Source organism: Metabacillus bambusae (genome assembly GCF_017497975.1).
Classification (GTDB): Bacteria; Bacillota; Bacilli; order Bacillales; family Bacillaceae; genus Metabacillus; species Metabacillus bambusae.
Genome location: NZ_JAGDEL010000003.1, coordinates 233,980 through 257,794, shown reverse-complemented (window position 1 = coordinate 257,794; position 23,815 = coordinate 233,980). Strand labels below are relative to the sequence as shown.

26 protein-coding genes and 1 pseudogene are annotated in these 23,815 nt (G+C 33.5%); 20 read left to right on the top strand and 7 right to left on the bottom strand.

Translation table 11 applies throughout. The annotated features are described in order from the left end of the window. Positions 1-459 precede the first annotated feature (459 nt). The 4 genes from I7822_RS06115 (at position 460) to I7822_RS06100 (ending at position 3,711) form a co-directional block, all read left to right on the top strand. Positions 460-1,113 (top strand): pyridoxine/pyridoxamine 5'-phosphate oxidase, encoded by a 654-nt coding sequence (locus tag I7822_RS06115; protein WP_207976075.1) that lies wholly within the window; start codon positions 460-462, stop codon positions 1,111-1,113. Positions 1,114-1,717: 604 nt separating this feature from the next. Continuing rightward, positions 1,718-1,951 carry a YczI family protein gene (locus tag I7822_RS06110; protein ID WP_207976073.1) on the top strand — a complete coding sequence of 78 codons (234 nt, stop codon included), beginning with the start codon at positions 1,718-1,720 and terminating at the stop codon, positions 1,949-1,951. Between the two features lie 159 nt (positions 1,952-2,110). Continuing rightward, complete coding sequence (locus tag I7822_RS06105) at positions 2,111-2,851, top strand: alpha/beta fold hydrolase (RefSeq protein ID WP_243459291.1); 741 nt, start codon at positions 2,111-2,113, stop codon at positions 2,849-2,851. A 446-nt stretch (positions 2,852-3,297) separates the two neighbouring features. Beyond that, positions 3,298-3,711, top strand: coding sequence for a VOC family protein (locus tag I7822_RS06100; RefSeq protein WP_243459290.1), 414 nt, complete (start codon positions 3,298-3,300; stop codon positions 3,709-3,711). 250 nt (positions 3,712-3,961) lie between these two features. On the opposite strand, the gene I7822_RS06095 is transcribed toward I7822_RS06100, so the two are convergent. Next, positions 3,962-4,405 carry a CHRD domain-containing protein gene (locus I7822_RS06095; protein WP_207976070.1) on the bottom strand — a complete coding sequence of 148 codons (444 nt, stop codon included), beginning with the start codon at positions 4,403-4,405 and terminating at the stop codon, positions 3,962-3,964. A 273-nt stretch (positions 4,406-4,678) separates the two neighbouring features. On the opposite strand from I7822_RS06095, the gene I7822_RS06090 reads away from it, so the two are divergent. The 5 genes from I7822_RS06090 to I7822_RS06070 all read left to right on the top strand — a co-directional run bounded on the left by I7822_RS06090 (position 4,679) and on the right by I7822_RS06070 (position 7,385). Further along, complete coding sequence (locus I7822_RS06090; RefSeq protein WP_207976069.1) at positions 4,679-5,182, top strand: 8-oxo-dGTP diphosphatase; 504 nt, start codon at positions 4,679-4,681, stop codon at positions 5,180-5,182. A 469-nt stretch (positions 5,183-5,651) separates the two neighbouring features. Beyond that, positions 5,652-6,041 (top strand): VOC family protein, encoded by a 390-nt coding sequence (locus I7822_RS06085; RefSeq protein ID WP_207976067.1) that lies wholly within the window; start codon positions 5,652-5,654, stop codon positions 6,039-6,041. Positions 6,042-6,187: 146 nt separating this feature from the next. Continuing rightward, positions 6,188-6,538, top strand: coding sequence for a VOC family protein (locus I7822_RS06080; RefSeq protein WP_207976065.1), 351 nt, complete (start codon positions 6,188-6,190; stop codon positions 6,536-6,538). Between the two features lie 24 nt (positions 6,539-6,562). Then, positions 6,563-6,955, top strand: coding sequence for a VOC family protein (locus tag I7822_RS06075; protein ID WP_207976062.1), 393 nt, complete (start codon positions 6,563-6,565; stop codon positions 6,953-6,955). A gap of 31 nt (positions 6,956-6,986) precedes the next feature. Beyond that, complete coding sequence (locus I7822_RS06070; protein WP_207976061.1) at positions 6,987-7,385, top strand: pentapeptide repeat-containing protein; 399 nt, start codon at positions 6,987-6,989, stop codon at positions 7,383-7,385. Between the two features lie 507 nt (positions 7,386-7,892). On the opposite strand, the gene I7822_RS06065 is transcribed toward I7822_RS06070, so the two are convergent. Further along, on the bottom strand, positions 7,893-8,276 hold the full coding sequence (locus tag I7822_RS06065; protein ID WP_243459289.1) for a VOC family protein: 384 nt from the start codon (positions 8,274-8,276) through the stop codon (positions 7,893-7,895). Positions 8,277-8,743: 467 nt separating this feature from the next. On the opposite strand from I7822_RS06065, the gene I7822_RS06060 reads away from it, so the two are divergent. Then, positions 8,744-9,214 carry a VOC family protein gene (locus tag I7822_RS06060; protein ID WP_207976059.1) on the top strand — a complete coding sequence of 157 codons (471 nt, stop codon included), beginning with the start codon at positions 8,744-8,746 and terminating at the stop codon, positions 9,212-9,214. A 724-nt stretch (positions 9,215-9,938) separates the two neighbouring features. On the opposite strand, the gene I7822_RS06055 is transcribed toward I7822_RS06060, so the two are convergent. Further along, a complete protein-coding gene (locus I7822_RS06055) occupies positions 9,939-10,430 on the bottom strand; it encodes a hypothetical protein (protein ID WP_243459288.1) in 492 nt (163 codons plus the stop codon). A 449-nt stretch (positions 10,431-10,879) separates the two neighbouring features. Continuing rightward, positions 10,880-12,115 carry a beta-ketoacyl-ACP synthase II gene (gene fabF, locus I7822_RS06050; protein WP_207976055.1) on the bottom strand — a complete coding sequence of 412 codons (1,236 nt, stop codon included), beginning with the start codon at positions 12,113-12,115 and terminating at the stop codon, positions 10,880-10,882. A gap of 122 nt (positions 12,116-12,237) precedes the next feature. Between fabF and I7822_RS06045 the strand changes: the two genes are divergently transcribed. The 10 genes and pseudogenes from I7822_RS06045 (at position 12,238) to I7822_RS06000 (ending at position 19,110) form a co-directional block, all read left to right on the top strand. Then, a complete protein-coding gene (locus tag I7822_RS06045) occupies positions 12,238-13,089 on the top strand; it encodes a helix-turn-helix transcriptional regulator (RefSeq protein WP_207976053.1) in 852 nt (283 codons plus the stop codon). 201 nt (positions 13,090-13,290) lie between these two features. Continuing rightward, entirely contained in the window at positions 13,291-13,785 is a 495-nt protein-coding gene (locus I7822_RS06040; protein WP_207976051.1) for a DUF5662 family protein, read from the top strand. Positions 13,786-13,944: 159 nt separating this feature from the next. Beyond that, a complete protein-coding gene (locus I7822_RS06035; protein ID WP_207976049.1) occupies positions 13,945-14,289 on the top strand; it encodes an NIPSNAP family protein in 345 nt (114 codons plus the stop codon). A 101-nt stretch (positions 14,290-14,390) separates the two neighbouring features. After that, a complete protein-coding gene (locus I7822_RS06030) occupies positions 14,391-14,657 on the top strand; it encodes a hypothetical protein (RefSeq protein WP_207976047.1) in 267 nt (88 codons plus the stop codon). A 95-nt stretch (positions 14,658-14,752) separates the two neighbouring features. Next, positions 14,753-15,658 carry a PhzF family phenazine biosynthesis protein gene (locus I7822_RS06025; protein ID WP_207976046.1) on the top strand — a complete coding sequence of 302 codons (906 nt, stop codon included), beginning with the start codon at positions 14,753-14,755 and terminating at the stop codon, positions 15,656-15,658. 237 nt (positions 15,659-15,895) lie between these two features. Further along, positions 15,896-16,639, top strand: coding sequence for a GNAT family N-acetyltransferase (locus I7822_RS06020; RefSeq protein ID WP_207976044.1), 744 nt, complete (start codon positions 15,896-15,898; stop codon positions 16,637-16,639). A gap of 154 nt (positions 16,640-16,793) precedes the next feature. Next, positions 16,794-17,342, top strand: a complete 549-nt coding sequence (locus tag I7822_RS06015; RefSeq protein WP_207976041.1) for a histidine phosphatase family protein — start codon at positions 16,794-16,796, stop codon at positions 17,340-17,342. Between the two features lie 526 nt (positions 17,343-17,868). Further along, positions 17,869-17,982 (top strand): annotated as a pseudogene (locus I7822_RS06010) (NAD(P)H:quinone oxidoreductase, type IV); the annotation flags it as partial. A 144-nt stretch (positions 17,983-18,126) separates the two neighbouring features. Beyond that, positions 18,127-18,597: a CBO0543 family protein gene (locus I7822_RS06005; protein ID WP_207976039.1), complete on the top strand. Its 471-nt coding sequence runs from the start codon at positions 18,127-18,129 to the stop codon at positions 18,595-18,597. 39 nt (positions 18,598-18,636) lie between these two features. Then, positions 18,637-19,110, top strand: coding sequence for a hypothetical protein (locus tag I7822_RS06000; protein WP_207976038.1), 474 nt, complete (start codon positions 18,637-18,639; stop codon positions 19,108-19,110). Between the two features lie 270 nt (positions 19,111-19,380). Here I7822_RS06000 and I7822_RS05995 read toward each other — a convergent pair whose 3' ends face one another. The 3 genes from I7822_RS05995 to I7822_RS05985 are packed head-to-tail and all read right to left on the bottom strand — an operon-like array spanning position 19,381 to position 23,110. Continuing rightward, complete coding sequence (locus tag I7822_RS05995) at positions 19,381-20,487, bottom strand: GerAB/ArcD/ProY family transporter (RefSeq protein ID WP_207976036.1); 1,107 nt, start codon at positions 20,485-20,487, stop codon at positions 19,381-19,383. Between the two features lie 18 nt (positions 20,488-20,505). Beyond that, complete coding sequence (locus I7822_RS05990) at positions 20,506-21,603, bottom strand: Ger(x)C family spore germination protein (protein WP_207976034.1); 1,098 nt, start codon at positions 21,601-21,603, stop codon at positions 20,506-20,508. After that, positions 21,596-23,110 (bottom strand): spore germination protein, encoded by a 1,515-nt coding sequence (locus I7822_RS05985; protein WP_307847687.1) that lies wholly within the window; start codon positions 23,108-23,110, stop codon positions 21,596-21,598. Before I7822_RS05985 ends, I7822_RS05990 begins: the two co-directional genes overlap by 8 nt. Between the last annotated feature and the right edge of the window lie 705 nt (positions 23,111-23,815).

Sequence of the window (23,815 nt, the reverse complement as noted above, 5' to 3'; positions counted from 1 at the left end):
ACCATATCACCTCCTTAAGATAGAATTGAGTTACTAAAAGTAGTACCCTTTTGAAATTTTGTTGTGTAATATTGAATTACGTGTAATGATGGCTTTTATCAAGAATAACGAATCCTTTTTTTACTATTATTGACTCTATATTAGAGGAAGTTATGTAAAAGGGAACTGATTCTAATTTCGTTGTAATCGCTTACAATCGATAGAAAATGCATGGAACTTTTATTTATACTATGGAAATAACTACATTTAAACAAAAATGTTAATTATTAATGTTTTTATTATAAATGATATTGGAGTATTTTGTAAATTGTTATTTTTGTAATTTTTCATAGCGATTTTCCATAAGATGTGTCTTGAGTTTAGTATTTTTACCTTGGATCTCTTCAGTCTTTAGGAATATAAAGAAATGATAGAAGCCTCTTGGAGTGAACGCTAAAATTAGAGAAAAGGAGTATACATATGAAGGATACCAATAAGCTACTAAGAAACCTCAAATCTTTGGAAGGACCATTTCCAAAATTTGACCCTACAAATGTTCCTTCAAATCCAAATGAGCTCTTTCAAGAATGGTTTCATATTGCTATAAAAAATGGAGTTCATGAACCTCACTCCATGACACTTTCTACCATCAATAGTTTTGGGCATCCTGATGCAAGAGTACTTATTTTAAAAGATATTGATGAAGATGGATGGTATTTTGCTTCTAGCTCAAACAGTATGAAGGGACAACAATTGAAGATGAATCCAAATGTTTCTCTAACTTTTTATTGGTCTTTGATTGGCAGGCAAGTTCGAATACGAGGAACCTCATTGAGGGTAGAAAAAGAGCTAAGTGCAAAGGATTTTTTAGAAAGAGGGGAAGTTGCACGAGCCATTGCTCTTCTAGGAAAACAAAGTAAAGTTTTGCCCGACAGTAAAGTCTTAGAGGAATCATTTATAAAGCAAATTGAGCGAATGAAAAGTGAACCTAATACAGTAGACCCTCATTGGTGTTTATATAAAGTAACAGCAAGTGAGGTAGAATTTTGGCAAGGAGATAGAGAAAGGAAGCATATACGCTTATTGTATCGAATGGAAAATAACGAATGGATCAAAGTACTTCTGTGGCCATAGTTTACAACAACTAAAGAAGCAATATTGGAGATAAATCTTCCGAAAGTTTATTCCATAAAAGGGCGCGTTTATTGAGTAACGCGTCTTTTTAAATTGGGTCATTTAATTGCATAAGGATTCTTTATAAAATGGATACTCATGTTATATTGGTGTGAGATTGTGAAGAAATATACTTAAACTAAAGGGCAGGTTTCTTTAAGAGGAAAATATTTTAATGAATGGAATTATATATTAACTTTATAAATAGATGGGGATGAAAATGAGAAAAAAAGTACAATTATTTAACATCACCGCTGGAATTATCATAATTGGTTCAATGATACTTCATATTACGACTGGCAGTAACAATTTGCCTTATATAATCATTGTTTTATATTGTATTTCTTTTCTGCTACAAAAGCTTAATCTCAATGGGAGTAATAAATTTACTGGTTTGACGCTGACAATTTTACTACTATTTTTGTCAATAATGACTTCACTACCTCGCACTTATCCTTTTGCTCCGTAAGTAAAATGACAAGAATTGGACGACTGTAGCTGCTGAGGCAGCTTTTTTCTTGTTCCACTAATGGGGAGGTTTACTCAATAAAAAAGGAGTGTTTTTTTGCTGAAAATATTACGTTATATTTTTTCGATAGTAGCTATGTTATTTGCAGTTTATGGACTTATTAAGAGTAATTTTGAACTACAGCCTTATATGATGTTTTTCTTAGGTCTAATGGTGTTGGTAATGGGGTTAGAAGAATTTAAAAAAGAGCGAAAAGCATATGGTTGGTTATTTGTTATTGTTTGTCTATTTTCTTTATATGTGTCAATTCAAGGCTTTTTCTTAAACTAAATGGTTACGTTTGCTGAATAAGGGTAATCGCACTTATAGTAGTTATCTGAAGAAGGATTTTATCTTAATAATCAAGAATTAAAAGATAAATACTTATGACTGGCTTACATACGTAATAGTAATTCTTTTTTCTGATAGAAAAGAAGTGGAGGAAGAAAGATGAGAGAGATTGAAGAGCAGGAAAGTGAACAGATTGGTTTGGTATTTATTCAAGGTGCAGGCTTAGAAAGCTGTATTTGGGAACCAGTTGTATCAGAAATAAGAAGCCCCTATTTATTAGTTAATTTTCCTGATCGAGAAGGAGAGAATGGATTACGGCAAAGTTTGACTCTACAAGAATACAATGCATATATAAAGCGACAAATTGAAGATTGGAAAGTCAGAAAATTTGTGATCGTAGCACATTCTTTGGGTGGTGTCCTTGCTCTTAAAATTGCTAATGATCTGTCGGAGCGTCTCGTTGGTTTTATTGCAATCGGGGCGACTATTCCTAAAAATGGGGGATCATTCCTCTCAACTTTTCCATTTGCAAAACGTTTATTGATGAATGTAATTTTACGTGTATTTGGTACGCGACCACCAGAGTCTGCTATTCGTAAGGGACTATGTAATGATCTTTCACCAGAGCGTGCAACCGAAGTAGTACGCGGTTTTGTACCGGAGTCTATTCACATTTATACAGATCGAACAAAAGCAATCGTTCCAACAAATGTACCTAAGCTATATATAAAGTTAGCGAAAGATAAAGAAATGAGTCTGTCCCAACAGGATAAAATGATCTCCAATTTTGCTCCACAGAAAATCGAAGTACTTGAAACAGGTCATTTGCCTATGCTCATTAAACCCAACGAATTGAGGAATTCTCTAAATACATTTCTTACTCAATTGGAACTCTATTAAAGCGCGTAATTACTAAATAAATGGTAGTTTACTTTAGCATAAGAAATAGATTTAGAAACGAATGAGAAATTAGATGTACTTATTGAGTTAAACCTTTCAACGGAAGTTATGATTAATAAGTAGTTAAGTAGGATTTATAAAGGCTGGGAAATATTAAAAACAATAGTCAAACCATTAGAATACAACATAACTCGAAATGGAAAACCCATACTATTAAAGACAAATGCTATAACCTATGTAGTTAGAAAAAATATTGGTTAGTTATTCAATTAAAGGGCGTAATTCTGCAGCATGAATTGTGCTCTTTTTTCATGTTAAGTGCCAGATTGTTTAACATTGGTTTTTATTTTTCGAAGGGTTTTGAACCAAAAATAAAAAGGGAAATGGTTGATCGTGTAGAATATTAATTTGTGTTTGAGTAAATTTCCCGAAAGGTGTGTCCATATTTGACAATTAACCAGAAGTTATTAGGAAAAATTAAAGGTGCATCTATTATTTTTTTGGTCTCAAATTTAAAAAAGTCTTCAGAATTTTATCGGGATGTATTAGGATTTGATTACGAAGAAATTGGTTTAGAAAACATTAAACACGTCCACGTTACAAGAGATAATCTAACTTTTATTTTACATCCTGCAAGTAATTCGACAGATGTTCGTCCTTTGTCATCCCTTCATGGTGGTCCACAGTGGGATGCCTTTGCCTATTCAGATACGGTTGATTTATTGTTTGAAGAATTTAAATCAAATGGTGTAGAAATTGCGTATGGTTTAAATCAAGACACCAATTGGAATGAATTTGCGATAAAAGATGTAGATGGGTATATTATTGCATTTGGCGGAGGGGTAAGTAAGGAAAATTAATGGTCTTTCTTGTTTATGTTTTTTTAATTAGGTGTTACTTGTTGTAGTAACACCTAGAAAAATAGTCTGTTATAGAATCTGATTTTGTAGTTATTCTTTTACCAGGAAGGAAAGGAAGTCATATTTAGATAGGTAGTGCACTAGGATTAAATAAACGCTTGTATTTATCTGTTATAACTTATTAAAAACAATTTGATAACGTTTGAAATGGTAAAAAGCGCCTAAGACAGAAGCTCCTTTAAAAAAATAACTAATAGTGTGGGAAGTTAGATGGTATAATTTGACCCCTAATCTCACCTGATGGATTTTGTTCAGTATGAGCATTTACATACGTTTGTTCTTTTTCCATAAATTCTAATAAATCTGATACAGTCTCTATCCCAACGTTATTTGGTTCAATGTCTTTATCTGTAATAGTTCCTGTAACAACCCCTTTACGAGTCGAAATACCGTTTTGTTCTACAAGTGTTTCTAGGTTAGCCCCGAATAGAAATACTATTACAGGTCCATTTTCCCCACGTCCACCAAAGTGAATGTGCGCTTGAACAAAATTTTCAATATTTATAACTTCTAACGCAAACTTCATTTTTGTTCTGCTTTTATTTGCCACAAATTTCGCAATACCAAAAGCGTCAGTTTCAACGGGAGGGACTTCATTTTCTCCTTTTAATCTAGCGATAAAGAATTTTAGCATGATTATCACCTTTCTTCGTGCAATTTCTATAGTATATGTAAGGCAATATTGATTTGTATAGTTGGTCACTATAGAATTATTAGTTTAAAATATTAAGGATTAAAATTGAATTATATAGTTTCCTCGTTTTTATAAAAATTTCTTCTTAAACAAGCGAATGATTTTCTTGAATAGAGGTGTTAGCGTGAAATATACCTGTCCCTGCTGTGGGTATAAAACATTAGATGAAAAACCACCAGGAACAAAATAAGATTAGGGGAGGAGATACATTTTATGTCGGTTGATTGGAAAAACGTGGAACATCGAATTTTTACAATGTGTATGATTCAAGATGAAGATAGAGTTTTATTAATTAAACGTCCAGATCATTTAGGCTTCCCAGGATATTTGGCACCAGGAGGGAAAGTTGAATTCCCTGAAAGTATCGTAGACGCAGCAATTCGGGAAGTACGTGAGGAGACAGGTTTAATTGTTAAAGAAATAATTTATAAGGGTATAGACGAATTTTGCGAACCTAATACAAATATAAGATATATGGTGTTTAACTACTTGGTCACATCCTTTGAAGGAAATTTACTGGATGAACCACCTGAAGGTGAACTATTGTGGGTAAATATTAAGGACGCACTAAATTTACCTATGCAGGATTGGTTTGAGCGAAGATTCCCATTTTTCTTTGAACCAGGTACCTTTGAAATGCATTTTTTATGGGACGAAAAGAAAAAGGAAACATTAGAAGAAATGATTAAAATATATAAAGATCCTGTTAATATATAATATCGGTAGCGTGGAAAAAAGGTTGGGTATCTAAAAGGTATCCAACCTTTGCTGATAAATCTTATTCCTTAATCAGGGCGCAATTCTGTAGCAGGAAGCGTGCTCTTTCTTTATGTTAAGGACCAGATAATTGAACAACATTATCAAAGAAAACTGGATGTGTTCAATTATAGTTGAAATTGTGAGGAGATTAACTGTTGCAGGTTTGAGAAAGGAATTCAATCATTGTCGAACGATTATTCTAATTTATACAAGGGATTTGTAGAAAATCAGAGAATTACTTGAATTGCTATAAATAAGATCCTAGAGTAAAACTTTAATGGGAAGATAAAGTTTATTTGTCAGAAAAAAGAACATATGTTCTTTACTAGCAAACTTGGATGTGGTAAAATTTGCTTATCAAACATCGAACAGCTCAAAAAAATTCAGAATTTTCAATCACTTATTAAGTAATGAGGAGGTTTGTTTAGTGAGTACACCTATAAAAAAAACACCCATTAAAAACCGTATTGGAGGTGTATTTCTTCCAGTTCGTGATCTAGAGAAAGCAAAAAATTGGTATAGTAAAATGCTTGGTTTAGAGGGTGGCGAAATATATTTTGGACATATCTATACAGCACCAATGGACGGTACGGCAGGCTTGATTTTAGATACGATGCCAAAGTGGAGAGATAAAAACGGAAACATTTCAACTTACCAAGTTCCTTCCATTCAGTTTTTGACAGATGATATTTATGCTTCTTATCAATTTTTAAAGGAAAATAATGTTGAACTGATCACTGACATTGAGGATGAATTTTATTTTGTATTTAAAGACCCGGATGGGAACTTGCTGATGATTTGTAAGGATTTGTCTTAAAAAACATAGTCGATTACAAGATCATAAGAGGTGGAAAGAGAATGACAATGTTGGAAGTGGAGATTTTAGAAAAAAGGAAATAGGGTTAGTCGGTTTTCAGTTCAGAAGCATTTATTATTAATTTAATGAGAAAGAAGGAATTTGGAATGGGACGAGTAATTGGATTTGAGTTAAGTAGTCAAGAACCAGAAAAAGCAGCAGAATTTTATTCTAAAGTTTTTGGTTGGGAAGTTGCCGAACCTCAATGGGATTATTGGGCTGTTTCGACTGGAAAAGATGTAAAACCTGGGATTAACGGAGGAATCGGAAAAGGACCAAATGATTACCCTCACGGTACTCGTCTTCAAATTGAAGTCGATTCAATTGATGCGGCTATTTCAAAAGCTAAAGAAAATGGTGCAATGATTCTACGAGAAAAAATGGAGTTTGATGATTTTTATCTTGCCTATTTAGTGGATACTGTTGGAATTGGTTTTGGTTTAATACAAAGGAAGTAATCTAATCTATTTGGTGGTGATTATATGACTGTAAACTATTTAGGGGCAGTATTTTTAAGAGTAAGAGACTTAGAAAAATCAATGTCGTTCTATTCTGATGTACTAGGTCTTAAGCTGCGTGATGTTGAACAATGGGATAATGGCAGAGGTGCTAATTATATAATAAGCGAAAATTCACCTTTACTTACTTTAATAGAAACTGTTGAGAATTTACAGGTTCAAGAATATCCTACCTTCAACCTGAATTGTAAAAATATATTAGATCTGCATAAGAAACTGACGAATCAAGGGTTTAAAGTAGGTGAAATAAATAATTGGTCATCAAACATGAATGTACATGTTGATTTTGATATTTATGACCCTGATGGAAACGCTATAAATCTAATAGAATGGCATAAAAAAAGTATTGAAATATAAATCAAAATATTTATTAAGGGGTGTATTGAAATTGAAATTTGAAAATCAGAAAGAGACCTTAACAGTAAGTTGTTCGGACCTTGCAAACTCTAGCTTTCAATGTTGTAATCTTAGTGAAATTAAAATGAACGATGTAAATTTGACAGGGATGAATATCTCCGATGCTAATTTGAGTGAACTCGTCATTGATGGGGCCCAGTGGGGTGGGGCACATTTTCTTTACATTGGATATGGAAACCCAAGCCAGCCAGATTTAGAACACAATAATAAACCAGTACAATTTTCTAATTGCAATATTCATCAAGGGATATTTAGAGATTGCAATTTAACGAATGTAAAGTTGGAGAACTGTGATATTTCTGGTTTAGTGATAAATGGAGTTAATATTGAAAACTTAATAAAACAGTATGTTTCGATTGAACAGAAATAATAAGAATATTCCTAATATAGAGGACCCATTTTTTTACTTACCACCCATTGCCTCTTAAGACTCCACATACGATCTCAACAACAAATGTTTTCAAAAGGCTGTTTTCTAAGAGATTGTTGCTTTTAAAACAAAAACTAATTCAGGTTGATTGGAACGGATTGCGAGACTCCTGCGGGAGCAGCGGGACAGGTGAGACTCATGCAGGCGTTTACGCCGAGGAGGCTCTCCGCCCGCCCCGCGGAAAGCGAGCAACTCTCGCTGTATTCAACCACACCGCATTACTTGGTAAATAGCAACAAAGTTTGCGAAAACAGCCTTTTTAAAAAAACACCATGATAAGCGGTAAATATTGAACTATTAAAACTCGTTTGCTGCAGAACAAAAGAATTTGCTGTATTGGCTGACTCCTTCCAATCGTTTCCCGTTAAGGGGGAGCTAAAGAAAACGGTTACCGAAGCACCCGCTGTTTCCATTATCGTATCATTAATTTAGCAAATTATTTGTAAATCAACTAAAACAAGTGCACACCATTATGATATTGCCATCAGGATCTTTAAAAGAGAACTCTGCCAAATCAGGATGTGTTATAATTTCAGATGTTATCTCAGCACCCATTTCAGTGACATGTTTAAAAGCTTCGTTAATGTCTGATGCACTGAGGTTAAAGAGCGGTTGATTTGATGGAATAAATTTATAATCTTCCTCAAAACAATGGTTATCAAGGGTTATCCCAGGGCGTCCGTCCCCCATATTCAAGGTGTATACAGGTCCAGTATGTTTCCCCTCCCTAACTTCTAACCCAAGCAAATCACTGTACCATTTAATTGAACGTTCTAAATCAGATACATGAATAAAAATCGTATCAATTCTATTTTCTATTGGTTTAAACAAGTGTGTGAACCTCCTAAATATAATAGCATTTAATTCCACATAACAATTAAATAATCCTGCCCTGAGCATATTAAACATTTTGTTTTGTCTAAAACCACCATCATCAAACTGCAACTTTAAACTAGGATGGCCTTATACGTTTTATTCATTTTAAATGAGAACGAAGCAACAAGCAGATCCTTGATGTTCTGCTTGTTCTTTCATTACCACGGCTGTTAACAAACATGTTTAAGGATTAAGAAAAAATAGTCAAACTTTGGGTACATCTGATATGACTGATTAAGACTCTTAACCACCATGAGCACCAGGCATAACTAGCTATTAGTCGTGAGCAGACAATTTTTTTTATTAGTCAAATGTTCGAAAATAACGTATACAAAAGCAGGTAATTGTTGGTTGGAAGAGAAGATAGTCATGTCATAGATGCTTCTTGTACTATTGTGAAATGAGAAGGGAGAAATAAGAAAATGCAAATTAATGAAGAAATCAAATTGGAGGGAAAACTGGAAGAAGACATTACAGGCGTAACTTGTATTTACATTCCTGTGAAAGACGTTTACGAGTCCATAAAATGGTATCAAAAAAATCTAGGATGTGAACCTACAAACAATAATCCTGTTAGGCCGGGGATAGAAATATCGATCTTGAGATTTCCTGATCATAATGGAAATTTCTCTGGACCAGGTCTAAGGCAAACGGTGCCGGCTATATTCCTTATTACAGCAAAGCAAGCAACCGGGAGTTTAGGTTTTACATTTGACAGCGGTGATCGACACCCCATAGCTTGTTTCATCACTCCCCGTATCCAAGAAATGTACAATCGTTTCAAGGAAAACGGAGTAAACATCGTATCCGAAATACCGGAAAACAGGCCTTTTGGACCTAACTTTAGATTTTGCGATCCAGATGGGAATATGTTAGAAATATGGCAGCCCTAAAAACATTAAATAGAAAAACTAGGAGCCTTTCTAATCTTGGGCTCCTTTTTTGATCTACATCTAAACCAGCTAATAGAAGTTTTAGTGATCTTCAGCAATCGGGCGCGTGTGCGGCCGAAAAAGCACCGTAAGAGTAGCCAGGGTATGGGTTCTGGCATCTGTGGAAAGATTCTCAGAGATAACGACGGGAAGGTCCTACTTCAAGTTAGAAAGGTACAAATCAATAAAGACCTACCATATAAGAGGCTAATAGAAAATGGTAGGATAATTTAGGACTAGCTCATGAGGTCGTAGTAGCGATGAGGGAAGGGTATGCCTTCTTAAGTGTAAAGGAAATTACACTTCTATCAAGTTAAACGCCTATGATAGAGTGAAGGACCTCTGGGCAATTGGACAGTCAGAACATCAAAGACACTGAGCTATTATTTGTTCATTGACTAGCATACAAGTAAACCAATAATTGATGGGGGAATATATGTACCAACATTTAATCCTGCGGTTATTAGGGAAGGCGAGTATGTGATACTATCCAAGGTCAGAACCGGACTTTATCCACGAATTTATCCGACATGTCCTGATTTATCCCACCGGAAAAAGTAACCGTGGGATAAATCGAACATGTCTGCTTCATAGGGGAGCGTAAGTGAAGAGTGTCAATAAAAATAAAAATCATAGTAATCTAAAAGTTTTTAAAACTTGTTAATACCTTTCTTCAAATAAATCTCTATTTACTTTGAGATCGTTGGATGATCTGGTTTCGGTCAAAATCCTCTAGAGATGATTCAGGCGCAACATGAATAAACTCCTCATTCCTATTATATTCGGAATGTTTTTGATTCCCTAATGACTTATATCTTATATGAACTTCTTCTACAAATTCAGGTTTCTCTTCTGCTGAAGATGACTGTTTCATGCCGGATACCCACGTCTCGAGTTTATAAGTTCCTCTTTCAATGATTTGACACAGATCTTCAAGGGATTGGACCAACTCCATTAAACAATCCAATCCGTTTCTTAATACGATAAGACCTTTTCGTTTTGCTTTTTGAATTGAGTGTTCCATCCTGTACGAATTTTCATTATATTGAAATTCAATATAACAGCTAGTTCGATCCCAATTAAAATTGAATTCTTCAATATCTAAACGCTTCATAATCTTTTTAAGCTTTCTTTCACACATAATATCTTGCTCTTGATATCGGATCCATTTGAACATACCAATCACCATCCTTCTTTATTGTATCTAGTTGTGTAATACCGTTCTTCTAATACCATTGATTTCTACAAAATGTTCTAAATTCCTGTTTTAAACGTTTTGCATTTGTCGACTTTTTTTTCGAAAGAAGGACTTCATAAAAACAATATATCACTGCTCCCCAATAAGGATATAGAGGATTTTGAAGGTTAAAAGAAGATATCTGTCTAAATTTGTAACTTATGGTTGATAAAAATTTTTAGGGCTTTAAGCCAATCAAAAAAGACAAACAATGTCATTCACGTTTGTCAGTTTGATATATATTCATAGATAATCCCTAAAAATCATGGTTTTTGAGTCGGATTAAAAATAGTAAAAGTTTATATGTTTTGTTCCGTTAAAGGGCCATTTAATTGAATAAATCTAACCGTCTCGAGAGGAAACGGCCAGATTGACGAGAGAAGGTTTACTCACTCGTATTTCTTTAAAACAATAGCTGCATTATGACCTCCGAAACCAAATGAGTTAGATAGACCCGTATTTATTTTCACTTGGCGAGCAACAGATGGTATATAATCTAGATCACATAATGGATCAGGATTTTCTAAGTTAATTGTTGGAGGAACTATCCCTTCCTTTAAGCTCATTGCTAAAGCAATTGCTTCAACTCCACCAGCTGCTCCTAACATATGACCAAGCATAGATTTATTAGCTGTTACTGGAATCTGATAAGCTTGTTTTCCAAACAGCTGCTTAATAGCCATCGTTTCAGAGATGTCACCCACTTTTGTACTTGTTGCATGGGCACTAATAACATCAATTTCTTCAGGCGATATATTGGCATTTTTTAAAGCTGATCTCATTGCAAGATAGGCACCTTTACCTTCCGGATGTGTAGCTACGATATGGTGTGCGTCTGAACTTGCACCATATCCAATGACTTCTGCATAAATTTTTGCCTCTCTACGTAAAGCATGAGGTAAAGATTCTAAGATTAGAATTCCTGCTCCTTCTGACATGACAAATCCATCTCGATTTTCATCAAATGGACGACTAGCTTTAGTGGGATCATCGTTTCTTGTTGATAATGCTGTAGCATTACCAAAGCTTGCTATTGATAAGTCTGTTATAGCTGCCTCTGTTCCACCCGCAAACACAACGTCAACTTCTCCAGAACGAATTAGTCTAAAGGCTTCTCCGATAGCTGTATTTCCAATTGCACAAGCAGAAACAGGCGACATAGAAGGTCCCATCGCGTTCCAATTGATACTAATTTGTGCTGCAGCAGCATTAGAAATCATGGCAGGTACTAGTGTTGGGCTGACTCTTCTTGGCCCCTTCTGCCTAAGCGCATCAATATTTTCAATCAAGGTTTCAATTCCTCCTATACCTGAACCTACGTATACGCCTAACCTTTCTGCATCTATACGATTGAGGTCTAACTTAGAATCTGCCCATGCTTGTTCAGCTGCAGCCAAAGCAAATTGAGAAAAACGATCTAAACGTCTTGCTTCTTTCTTTCCTAAAACTTCATCTGCATCAAAATCTTGGACGATACCTGCAATTTTTGTCTTATGATTAGTCACATCAAATGAATTAATAGTGGATATACCAGATTCCCCGTTAATCAGATTGTTCCAAAATGTTTTGATGTTGTTTCCTATAGGAGAAACTACTCCCATACCGGTAATCACAACTCTTTCCACTTTTCATCCCTCCAAATCAATAATATACTTGTATTTTACAGTCCTTTTATCCTATTACAAGTGATTGTTTATCCTGGTATAAATACTAATAGGTTAAATTGATATGATGAGGAGTTTTAAAAATGAATGATAAAACTAGGCTTGAAGCTTTGTCGACATTCTTAAAAGCTAAGCGTGCCCAAATTAAGCCAGAGTCTATTGGTTTGCCTGCCGGAATCCGGAGAAGGACACCTGGGTTACGAAGAGAAGAGGTTGCACAATTAGCAGGTGTAAGTACCACTTGGTATACATGGCTAGAGCAAGGAAGAGATATAAAAGTTTCTTCAAGCGTACTTGATTGTATTTCTACAGCTTTGCAATTAAATAATGATGAAAAAGACTACTTATATGACCTGGCATTAGAAGCAAAATCGGAAATTACAAATCCAAAAAAGGATCAATCAGAGCTTAGCCCTTCTTTAAAACGAATACTAGCTGAATTAACATATTGTCCGACTATCATTACGGATCGACATTGCCATATTGTGGGCTGGAATCCTGCAGCTGCTCATGTTTTTTTAGATTTTGAACAAATACCGAATGATCAAAGAAATTTGATTCGTTTAGTGTTTACTAGAAAAGAATTAAAAGCATTGGCCGTCAATTGGGAACATTTTGCGAAAGGTTTTCTTGCTATTTTCCGTACCTATTATGGACACTATTTAGGCGATGAATGGTACAGCCAATTTATTAAAGAAATGAGTCATTCACATTCAGATTTCCAAGATCTATGGAAAGAAAGTCAAGTGAGTAAGGCTCCAGAAATGATAATTGAATTCAGACATGCTAAAGCAGGCAAAATGTTGTTTAATTTAACTTCTCTTCAAGTTCAAGGTGATATGGATTTACGGTGCAGTATCTATACGCCAGTAGAGGAAACAGATACAGAAAATAAATTAAAGCGATTAATGAAGAGGGTTTCCGTTGAAAATTAATAAAGTAATTTCATTACACTAGCGAAAAGATACTGATTACTGAACGAAGTAATTTTTCTATTTTCGTTATTCCATTATAGGCCGCAAGAGTTGAAGATCAATGTCTGGAACGATAGCACTTCTTTATTGTCTAACTGGGCAGGGATATAAAGTATCCAAGTAGAATATTAACCTAACCATTATTGGATTGGGAGGGTTTTTATGTTGAAGGCTTGTTGGAGAAATTTCCTTTATATCCTTGACCATAAACTGAATGTTCTTGTGGAATGTTGGAAAGAGGGTTTATATATCCAAGGGATTACCCACGATTTATCAAAGTTTTCACCAAAAGAATTTTTTCCGTATGCTAAGAAATTTTTTTCAGACGGAAAAATAAGTGCTTATGATGAAATGAAATGGAAGTATGCGTGGCTTAATCATCAACATAAAAATAAACATCATTGGGAATATTGGGTTGTTGATCCTAATGGTAAACATGCATTACCAATGCCTAGAAAATATCTCATTGAAATGGTTTGTGATTGGCGTTCGTTTTCTAGGAAATGGGGAAGAAAAGTAAAAGATTCTACCTTGGACCTTACAGATAAGATAGTGTTGCATCCTGATACAAAAAAAAAAGAACTTGAAATTATTATGATGAAAAAAAGTGAAGTGCATCTCAACAAAACTACTTCAATGTCATCAGACAATAAATAGGTTTTTCGCTTAAACTAGCATATAGAATCTTAGGTATTATCTGTAAAAGGCGCTTTCTTGTAGTAAGAATCGCGTCCGTTTGGCCAATTTAGTTTAATAATAGCTACCTAAATTACGAATATGTTTTTAGCATCACGAAAACATTAAAGGTGAGAATTTATGTTTTATAGAAGAAAGTTTTATATTGTAAAAAGCGAGTTTGCCGAAATTTTTAATACCCATTTCAATAACACAAACTTACCTAACCAACTTAAATACGGTTCGCGTTTAATAGGTCGTTGGATGAAGGATAATAATGATAATACCGTAGAAATTTTCGCTATCTGGGAATATGACAGTTACGAGGATTACGTAGAAATTGAATCCAAAGTTAGAAGTGATGAGGCTCACGTTAAACGTATTAAAGACTGGTACGAAAAAAATGGTGGGAAAGAGCACGTGTATAAGGAATATATATTAGAAGTAAGAAACGAAGTTTTACAGTCAACTGTAAAAAGAGACTAATAACATAATAGCAAGTAATTCCAAGTCCTCTTTATTCAACAAACTTGCCGAATATCCCCATTATAAAAACAGTAGTGGGAAGCGTATAGTAGGAAAACAATATGCAACATGGTTTGATGATAACCAAAGACAACACAGGTTGGACAAATGATTACTCCAAAGCAAAAAATCCATATTTTACAGGAAGAATGTGTTATTCTTTACGTTGTTCTTTCTTACATTATGGAACACTTCAAAAAATACAGTTGATTCGTGCTGGAGCCTACATTCTTCCACTAGTTGGTTATTTAATTGGTACAGAGAAATCTGTGACATACGCTTTTTTGACGAAAATAAAGATTTGTTATGTTGAATATTGTTTAGCGTAAGTTTTCCGCGTTTTGCTACCGGAACCCCATCAAGCACGAAGTAATTAATGGTAAAATAATGAAGGATTTTAAATTGACCAATGGGGGAATGTAATTTGAAATCCATAAAGGTTCATCATTATGATGCGTTTAGTAAAGAACCTAATAAAGGGAATCCAGCTGGTGTAGTTTTAAACGGAGATGACCTAACCGATAAAGAAATGCAAGAAATAGCTTTCAAAGTAGGGTTTAATGAGACAGCTTTTCCAGTTAAATCAGAAGTAGCTGACCTTAGAATACGTTTTTTTACACCAGGACACGAAATGAACTTATGTGGTCACGCAACAATGGCTACTGTTTATGCGCTAAAAACAAAAGGGTTATTGGGAGATAAGACGGAATTTACAATTGAAACAAAAGCAGGGATTTTGCCAATAAAAATTAATTCAGCTACTGATAGTGAAATATTTATAACAATGAAACAGGCATCACCTCAATTTGAAGAATTTAAAGGTTCAAAGGAAGATTTAGCAACTTCGATAGGATTAAAAGAATCGGATATTCGAGATGATTTACCGATATTATATGGAAGTACAGGTACTTGGACATTATTAATTCCAATAAAACAACTTGAAGCTTTTAAAAAAATGAAACCTAATAATAAGGTATTCCCTGCTATTTTGAAAGAAATGCCCAAATCATCTATACATCCTTTTTGTTTGGAAACGTATGATACTACTGTTGATATGCATGCGAGACACTTTTCTTCTCCGTTCTCTGGGACAATTGAAGATGCGGTTACGGGAACTGCTTCGGGGGTAATGGGAGCATTTTTTGCTAAATACATAAAAAACAACAATTTTGAAGAGTCTCTGAATCTTATAGTAGAGCAAGGTCATGAAATTGAAAAAGATGGTCGGGTTATGGTACATATTTCGAAAAACAGTGAATCTTATGATGTTGAAATAACTGGGAACGCAGTTTATGTTAAGGAATTCGTTGTTTGTTTAGAATCTGAATAAAGTTATTCAACTAAAGGGCGCAATTCCTGAATAAGAATTGTGCTCTTTTTAATTGTTTAAGGGTGTTATATGTTTAACAACAACTTGAGAAGAACACTAAAAACAGTTGAGAATGTTTAGAATCGTACTAACGTAAGCAGTGATTTAAAAGAACATATCCCTAAAAATATATTTTTATGATTGAATATTTATGCATGTAGTTGTATCATAATTCAATAACTGTTGGGTGGGATAAAAATGAATTATAAAATTATTGAGGAATTATCTATGAATAATTGGCAGCCATTATCTACGTTGCTTTACGATGGGTGGGTACTTCGATTTTCAAATGGTTATACAAAACGTGCAAATTCGGTAAATCCTATCCATTATTCAACTTATGATTTGAACCAAAAAATTGAAGAATGCGAAAAATTCTACTCGAATATTGATTTACACACCATATTTAAAATAACCCCCTTTGTTAAACCAGAAAATTTAGATGATATTTTAGAGGAGAAGGCTTTTTCTTTAATTGATAGTACCAGTGTCCAAGTCATTGATCTTGAAGGAATCATAGAACCAACTCTCCATTCCGTAAAATTAGATGCAAATATTAATGTCGAGTGGATTAATGATTTTTGTAGACTGAATTATGTTAATGAAAATAACAAGGATAATATGTTACAAATGTTGTCTAATATTGTAACCCAAAAATGCTTTATTTCGCTATATTATCAGGGGGATGTGGTTGCCTGTGGTCTTGGGGTCATAGAAAGAGAGTACATAGGACTTTATGATATTGTAACTGATATTAATTTTAGGAATAAAGGATTCGGCGAACAGTTGATCTTGAATTTATTAAAATGGGGGAAAGAAAATGGAGCTAAATACAGTTATCTAGCAGTTCTTTTGAATAACTCCCCAGCATTAAGATTATATTCAAAAATTGGATATTCCGAAATTTATAAATATTGGTATAGAGTTAAAGAAAAAGTTTAATAGAGATACTTAATAATTCAATTAAAAGGGGAAAGAATGGAATAACGATTATCTTTTTTAGCACAATCAAATTTTGGCCTTTATGTAGCAAAAAGGAGATTACTGAGAAAAAGCTAAAATTAGAAATAGATGACTTTGTTGGGAGAGAACAAATTTGTTAACAAATTTATATTTTGTACGACATGCTCATTCTACATATACACCCGATGAATTAGGAAGACCCTTATCCGAAAAAGGCTTTAATGATGCAGAAAAAATTACTGAGATACTTAAAAAAGAAAATATTGATATCGTAATTTCTAGTCCCTATAAAAGAGCAATTCAAACAGTTGAGGGAGTAGCCAAAATTATTGGTAAAGAAGCTTTGATTGAGAATGGTTTTAGAGAAAGAAACTTGTCTGAAAAACCAGTTGAAGACTTTTATCTAGCTGTTACAAAAGTATGGGAAGATTTCAACTTTTCTTGGGAAGGCGGAGAGTCCAATATCTCTGCCCAGGAAAGAGGCGTCAAAGTAACTTTACAGATTTTAGAGAAGTATAAGGGTAAAAACATTGTTATAGGAACTCATTGTAATATTATGGTTTTAATCATGAATTATTTTAATGGAAAATTCGGGTTTGAATTTTGGAAAGAGCTTAATATGCCAGATATATATAAATTAACCTTTGATAAATTTAAGCTGAAAGAAGTTAATAGAATATGAGTTAAATGATAAAGTAGTTTAATTTAAAACGGTGTGTTAGTAAAATTAGAGTTATTTTCAATCTTCAGCAATCGGGTGCGCGCGACAAGTTCTGTAATAAACACTTTACAGTGTGAAAATACAGGAAGTTTACTAGTTTAACTTCAACTTTACAACTGAGGATGGGAATGATGGAACCATGATTCCTGAAACCATCCCGTCAATACTCCTGCATGTGTTATGGATGACAGTCCATAGGGTGTGAAGCACAGATAGGGGTCCAGAGCAAAAAACGCCAATTTTGTAAGCTAGGCACATTTCAACATAAAGATAGCCGATATTCTATTAGCTATAAGAATATCGGCTAAGTTATTTCATTTAGAGGTAAAACTAAACTTTTAGATATTAAAACCCACTTAAGACAAAAGCAAAAATACAACAATCATAAAAATAATAGATGAACATAATTGTTTGTAGACATAACGGGGAAACACAAACTTTTTAGGAAAGGGGTAACGCCAATTGATCTGTCTTTACAATGGAGGCAAGTGTAACAGTAGGTCAAGATGGAAAAATGATTGAAGACGTACAAGCAGTGGTTAAACATCAAGCTAAACGTACAGTGACTGTTGCAGAATGGGTAAAGAAAGGGAATCAATAAATAAAAAAGAGCTAATCGAAAATATTCGATTAGTTCTTTTTAGATATAATCCTCTTCTAATTGATAACTTTAATCTTTTAAGGATAATGTTATTTGATTAGGTAATTATAATCTTATATAAATCGTTAGGGAAGGATGTTTTTTATGGAGAAAAAAATGTTAAATGGACTTATTACTTTATGCATTGTTTCCTTGCCATTTTTATTCAAAGGATCAAAAATGAGAGAAAATCTAGTTGTCTTCTTTTCAAAAGGAGTCTTGGCAACACTAGTAGATGCATATGTTGTTGGTACTAAAAGAGTTGAATATCCAGTCCGTCCTTTTACTAAAATTTTCAAAACAAACATTATTTATGACATGTTGTTTTTCCCACTATTAAGTGTTATTTGGGTTAAACAATCTTATAATGATAAATTAGGAAAAATTCTATTGAAAAGTTTGACATGGAGTATCCCTATGAGTGTCGGCCAATGGTATTTCGAAAAAAATACCAGATTATTCAAATGGAAAAAATGGTCTCCATTCCATACTTTTGGAAGTGTTAGTTTTACTTTATTTACAATAAGAGGATTTGTTGCATTGATTAGGAGATTGGATAAATTTAAGAATGCGTAGCTAAACCAAAATATAAACCGTTAAATAAAGGTTGATAATATGAAAAAGACACAGAAGTTAGAAGCAGTTCTTTGGAGCATTGCCCTACCCGGTTTTGGACAATTATTAAATGGCCAATTATTAAAAGGAATTATTTTTATTCTATTAGAATTCATGATTAATGTTATGAGTTCATTTAACCAAGCTATTATGTTTAGTTTTCTTGGGAAAATAACGGAGGCAGGTAGGGCGATTGATTACCAATGGCTTATGTTTTATCCATGTGTTTATATGTATGCAATGTATGATGCTTATAAGTTTGCAGAAGGGGAAAATCCTCAGTTATCGTTTCTCCCATTTGCTTTTGGTGCGTATTTTGTCACAATAGGTCTTATGTACTCGCCTAACTTATTTTTCGGTATATCATTCGGTCCCATTTGGCTACCAATGTTGTCTTTAATACCCGGATTAGTAATTGGATTTATTATTCGTTATTTGCTGATGAAATCTATTTCAAAGTTCAAAAACCAATGAGGATAGTTCTACTCGTGATTCAATGTTCGGTATCATTGTAGCATTTAAACCTAGTTTTCTTCCAATAAAAAAAATGAAAAGTACAATCAAGAACAATTCAAGGAGTAAATGGCTTATTTGTTAATCTTCAAGCTAAAGTGTAAAAGTTACGGTTGTGGAGTAAGTATAAAAGTCATTATTAAATTCAAGAGAGCAATCGATAATGTTTGATTGGCTCTTTTTTAGTGAATTTCTCCTTACAATGTTGTATTAAAATACGGTAGAAAAAGCTTAATTTTCTAAGCTTTTTCTCCTCTTAAAAAAGTTGATGATGTTCAACAAAAAAAACAATATTGGAATGTAACAGTATACTAAAACTAAGCCTGTAGTTGATATGAATGAATTAATGTTCTTAATACTAATTTCACTTTTTAAATTAATAACAATAAAAAAGACTATGCTGCTTGATATCCATAATGAGGTTTTAGGTTTAAGGTTTATTGTTTTCCTTAAAATTCTTGATCCACCCCACAAAAAGACACAAGAAGGAGGTAAGATGACTAAAAGCCATGCAAATATATAAATGTATTCAAATCTCTCAATGAAAGGCAACCGGATTATTTTTGATGAAATCAGGGTAGGCCATACTGTATGTTCCAACTGTTGAATATTAAAATAGACAAACGTTACAATTGTAATAATAAAGTATAGAATGGTAGTATAGGCGATTGAAATATGAGCCCATTTCTGTGAATTATTATTATTTTTAATAAAAGGAAAATAGATTAACAATAATTCGGGTCCCAAGTAATTGAAGATTGTTTGTTTCGCTGAAACGATATAGTCAACAAAGTTATGGTTAAAAAGAGGGAGTAAATTATTCCAGTTTGCATATTTTAATGGAAAGTAAAGGGTGATAAATAAAATACTAGGAAGCACTACGCCCCAAAAACACATGCCCGTAACCACTCTAAATCCTCCTGAAACAATATATGTAGTAGCCAACACAATAATTAGTGATAACTCCCATAGATGGATATATGGAAAAACCCAAACCTGTAAAATTTCTACATACGAACGTACGATTGTTGAAATCGTAACAATGATATATCCATAAAAACAAAGATTGAAAATGTTCCCAATCCATTTTCCAAACAGCTGTTTATGTAAGGAAAAAATATCTCCATTGTTTGATTTTTTTAACAAAAAATACATCAACCAAATAATGAGATGAAAACTGAAACCAACTAATAATACGGAAACCCATGCATCTTGTTCAGCACCTTTTATTATTTTGCTTTGAAAACTTAGCATGCCTACACCAGTCTGAGTGCCGTGTATAAGAAAAAATAAAAAAAAGGGAGAAACAGTTAAACTTTCCTTTACTTGTTTACTCATGATAAACCACCAAAATGTCTACTCTCCAATCCCTGATTGATGTAATTGAATGCTAAGATTAATATCGTATATTACCTTTGGATATACGGTTTCATAAAATTCTTCTTCAACCCACTTTTTGCTATGTGCCCTTACTAAATCACCGACACCTAAGGGATCAACGTCATGATCTTGGAATTTTCTCAAAAGTTTTAAAAGGTCGGAATTCATTTGCTTTTCCAACTCCCTAGTTAATAATTTATGGTTTTCCTTTTTTCTCAAATCTAACCAATCTGGATAATCTTTAACCATTCCATGTAATGTAATGGTATATGTTACCTTTGTTTCAGATTCATGTTTTGAGACAGAGTCAATCTTCTCTCCGTATAGACTTGTTAATACAGGTTGATCCTCCTGTTTTCCTTTACTTACCTTAAAAGCCATATCCCCATTCATCGATCTTCCTTGTAATATTTTATAGAGAAACATCTCTTTTTGATTTAAGACGAGTGACAAATTGTCTTTTTTAAAAACAGCATATCCTTTAACTTCAACTTTCCCATGTTCATTTAGCTTTATAAAAGGAACTGATACATCTCTTCCTTTTCCATAGTAATCAAACAAGAATAATTGCAGATTAGAAATGGGTACATTTCCTGATTTAAAATTTTGTTCGATCAATTTAGGAAGGTAGTCATTTCCTTCTTCTGTAAGATTGTTTAAAATTTTTTCTGTTGGTTCTTCTGAAACAGTAATGATCATGTTACTTCCAATCAAAGGGTCTCTACAAATCGTCTTGACAAAATCCGAGATACCATCCTTCGCTAAATTTTCACTAAACATTAATAGTTGTAATTTACCGATTTCAATAGGCTTTGACGATTGATTGTTCATATCTTTTAGAATCAATTTGGTTTTTTCTGCTTTTGTTTGTAAAATTTTCCCTTCCTTTTTTTCTTCTGTATAGTCGGAATAAAGAGCTGTTCCAATATATTCGTGATCTTCTTTATCGAAACCTAATATTGAAAGCATTTGTATATCATCAACAATTTTCGCACGATCACAACCCGTCAAAACAAATATGAGTAAACCAAGGCTGAAAAATATACTAATGATTTTACGTATTTGGTTACTCATTATTAAGATCCTCCTTGTCCTGATGTGGTGTATATCGTCTTAGTGAAAGAGGTTTTAAAAACTTGCTTCGAGTTGTTGTATATTGATTTGACGAACGAATAAAACTGTCTCGAAAATTCTTTATTCTGAATGGGTAAAGAGGAACCAAGTAGGGAGTTCCTAAAGATTTTAATCTTAATAGATGACCTAAAAGAAAAATAAATCCGATAACGATTCCAAAACCACCCCAAAAAGCTGAAACTACTATGAATGGAAAACGTAAGAGACGGACGGTATTAGACATTTTAAAGATAGGTGTTGTAAAAGAGGCGAGTGCCGATAAGGCAACAATTATCAGCAATATATTACTTGTTAACGCTGCCTCTACGGCTGCCTGTCCAATAACAATACCTCCTACAATACCTAACGTCTGTCCAATCTTGGTTGGTAAGCGTGCCCCAGCTTCACGCAGTAATTCAATCGTAATTTCTAAAAAAATGACCTCCAATACGGGTGGAAACGGAACATTTGCTCTGGAGCTGATAAGAGGTCCAAGTAAATCTCCTGGTATAACTTCATAATGATATGTTAATACGGCAACATATAACGGAGTGGCAAAGATTGAGAAAATCACACCAATAATTCGTATAATTCGAAAGAAAGATCCCACTATCCAGGGGAGATAATAATCTTCTGGTGAAATAAAAAAATCCATTAACGTTGACGGTCCAGTAACGACATAGGGGGAACCATTCGTCAAAATAGCAACTTGTCCGTTTATAACGGCATAAGTAACACGGTCAATTCGTTCTGTAGATAAAAAAATGGGAAAAGGTGTATTAGAATTATCCGAAATCATTTGATCAATTTGAGAGCTATCAAAAATCACATCGAAATCTATATTCATTAGCCGCTGGCGTAAGGTTTGAATGTGTTGTGGATTGGTAATTCCATCTAAATAAGCGATAACCACTTTTGTTTTAGACATAGACCCCATCGTTATCTCTTCAAAAACTAATTCAGGGATGGCAATTTGCTTTCTCAATAAATGTATGTTGGTATCAATGTTTTCTACAAATCCGATATTTGGCCCGACAACACTAAATTCATTTTCTGTATCATTGTTCTGGCGGTAGCCAAGATTACCGTTTTCAACATTTACAGTAAGATAGTTGTTGTCTAATTCCTTTAACTGGATAATGACATATCCTTTCATAAGCCTTTTTTCAAGATCTGAAGTATTACTTGTAACATTTATATCATCAAATGGTATTATATTTTTAATATCATTTAAATGTTTAATTATTTCAACGTTCTTTTGAATGGCCGGGAGGAGGAGTCGATTGATCTTCTCTGCATCTACCATGGTTTTATAATAACTGATTAGAATTTTATCCTGATTTTCAATAGGAGAGAATTGATGAAAATCGCTTGACTTACTAGCTTGTTGAAAGATAACACTAATTGGTTTTGGTTCAGAATGGTTCTTAAGCTTCTTTTTATTCAGAAGTTCTCTTAAAAATAGCACAGACATATCCTCACTTATTTATGAATCATATAGGTAACCTTTTTTAATCCAATTTTTTTGCTGAAAATTCCCACTAATATACCAGGGACAAACAAACATCATCTAGGTCCTTATAGGCCTTAACTGTTATCTACATAAGGTAATAAGAAGGATCAACCGTTCCATTGCAATATAATTCCTTGCACTAAGTTAATTGGCTATAGTTATTATGTGCATATAAAAAGAGGATATGTATTATATCCTTGCATTAAGTAGTTATAGACTATTTTGTCCATTCGGTAAATAATGATAGTTCTATAAACGACCGTTTATGGAACCGAAGATGATTACCTCAAAAACTACTAAATGTTGAGTAACTCATTTTCAAAAAAATTTTTAGAAGAGAGTAAGAAATATATAAGACTTTTATTTGTCGAACGTTCTATTCTATAAGATGCAGGTTATTTTTAAAAAATATAGAATTAGAACCAGGTAACGTAAATTACACGGAAATCAGCGGTTTCGAGCAGTGTATCCTTACCATGGAAGTTGAAAACTTCAAAGAATTACATAAAAAATGAAAATATTATAACCCGGCTGAATCAAGAACGTTTTATCTTGTCTCAGGAGTTAATAAGTTTGCAGGTAATTTAGACGACTTTATTATTCACTAGTTAAATCAAGAATTAGTATTTAATTAATTATTAAAAGATTTATAAAGAGAGT